This window comes from Algibacillus agarilyticus (genome assembly GCF_003286125.1).
Taxonomy (GTDB): domain Bacteria; phylum Pseudomonadota; class Gammaproteobacteria; order Enterobacterales; family Alteromonadaceae; genus Algibacillus; species Algibacillus agarilyticus.
Genome location: NZ_QMED01000076.1, coordinates 1 through 1,427, shown reverse-complemented (window position 1 = coordinate 1,427; position 1,427 = coordinate 1). Strand labels below are relative to the sequence as shown.

2 protein-coding genes and 1 pseudogene are annotated in these 1,427 nt (G+C 39.0%); 2 read left to right on the top strand and 1 reads right to left on the bottom strand.

Annotated features, from left to right (window positions below; all coding sequences use genetic code 11):
- Positions 1–241, top strand: a pseudogene (locus DPX34_RS22200) (IS110 family transposase); the annotation flags it as partial.
- A gap of 28 nt (positions 242–269) precedes the next feature.
- On the opposite strand, the gene DPX34_RS21600 reads toward DPX34_RS22200, so the two are convergent.
- Positions 270–578, bottom strand: coding sequence for a DUF6980 family protein (locus tag DPX34_RS21600; protein ID WP_111980454.1), 309 nt, complete (start codon positions 576–578; stop codon positions 270–272).
- 348 nt (positions 579–926) lie between these two features.
- On the opposite strand from DPX34_RS21600, the gene DPX34_RS21595 reads away from it, so the two are divergent.
- A partial coding sequence (locus DPX34_RS21595; protein WP_157964591.1) for an IS110 family transposase occupies positions 927–1,427 on the top strand: 501 nt, incomplete at its 3' end.

The following is a 1,427-nucleotide window of genomic DNA, read 5'->3' as shown; positions in this document are numbered from 1 at the left end:
ATTTGTTGAATGGGCTGGTCAATCGGTGCGATATTCGTTTTGGGCTAAAGCTTATTATCAACAGCAAGCAGCGAAAGGAAAACCACATAATACCATCATCAGAGCGTTGGCATTTAAGTGGATCAGGATATTGTTTCGGTGCTGGAAAACCAGCACAGCATATGATGAATCAACCTATCTAGAAGCCTTGAAAAGTAAGGGTTCACCGCTCTTAAAATATGCGGTAGAAAGTAAACTTTAATGCTTGCGGTCCACCTCAGGGCGTGTTGTTATAGGTACTTGAACCAAGCACCTGATTTAAATTCTTTTGGAATATCTTGCTCTGTAGGCTCATCAAAACCTAACTTTTCTAAAGTATCAAACCACAAGTCACGCTTTGAATCTGGCAATTTTGTGCCACACCATGAACAATAATAAATGGTTTTTGAGCTACTACCACCATCATGAATGATAAGACCATATTCGTTAAATTTTTCGTTATATGTAACTAAAGTATCAGCGCACTCAAATTTATCTGCATGTTCAGTGCATTCAAACTTTAATGAATCTTCCATATCCTGACAACAGTGCTGAACCATGTGGTACCTATAACGCCTCGTTAAGAGGCAAATAATATGTTGGCTAAAATAAGCGACGCAGGAGCAAAAGCCAACTGTTATTTGTCCTGCTTTAACGACTTATAGTTGCTCCGTTCCATTAATTAATCAGTTTACCTAACTTATTAATAGGTGGAATATGCTTCTGTTGCTTACGAATATTTGAGCGAAAACATTCGATGCTTATAACAAGACTTTCGGAGCAACAGAAGTCACTTGTTTCAATACGCATACTCAGGGATTGCCGTCTATATCGACTATCTATAAGACCTGCGAGAAACAATACCACTGCCATATTCCATGGTTAACTTTACGCTTTGGAGGTCAAAAATGAAAGTTTTTAATCCTACTGATTTTGCCGCCCTTATCGCTATCGATTGGGCAGATCGTAAACACGACGTTTGTGAACTCGAACAGAAAAGCGACAAACCCATTTTTACCGTTATTTCCTCAAAACCAGAAGCTATTAATGCTTGGGCGAATACTTTAAAACAAAAATATAATGGTCAACCCGTTGCTGTCGCTTGTGAATTAAAAAAAGGCCCTTTAATTTATGCGCTCAGTAAATTTCAGCATATCGTATTGTTTACTATAAACCCCTCTACCGTAGCAAAATACCGAAAGGCATTTACACTCAGTGGGGCTAAAGACGATCCAACAGACGCGGCTATCCAATTAGAAATATTACAGCAGCATATGCCTAAATTGAGCGTCATTACACCCGATACCGAAAGTGTCAGGTCGCTTGCCCAACTGGTTGAATATCGTCGTAAACTCGTGCAAGACCGTGTAGATTTAACAAATAAAATCACCACAACGTTGAAGAATTAT

What these genes read in the sequence shown, in the direction of transcription:
- DPX34_RS21600 (WP_111980454.1), bottom strand. Translation starts at nt 578, where the DNA reads ATGGTTCAGCACTGTTGTCAGGATATGGAAGATTCATTAAAGTTTGAA.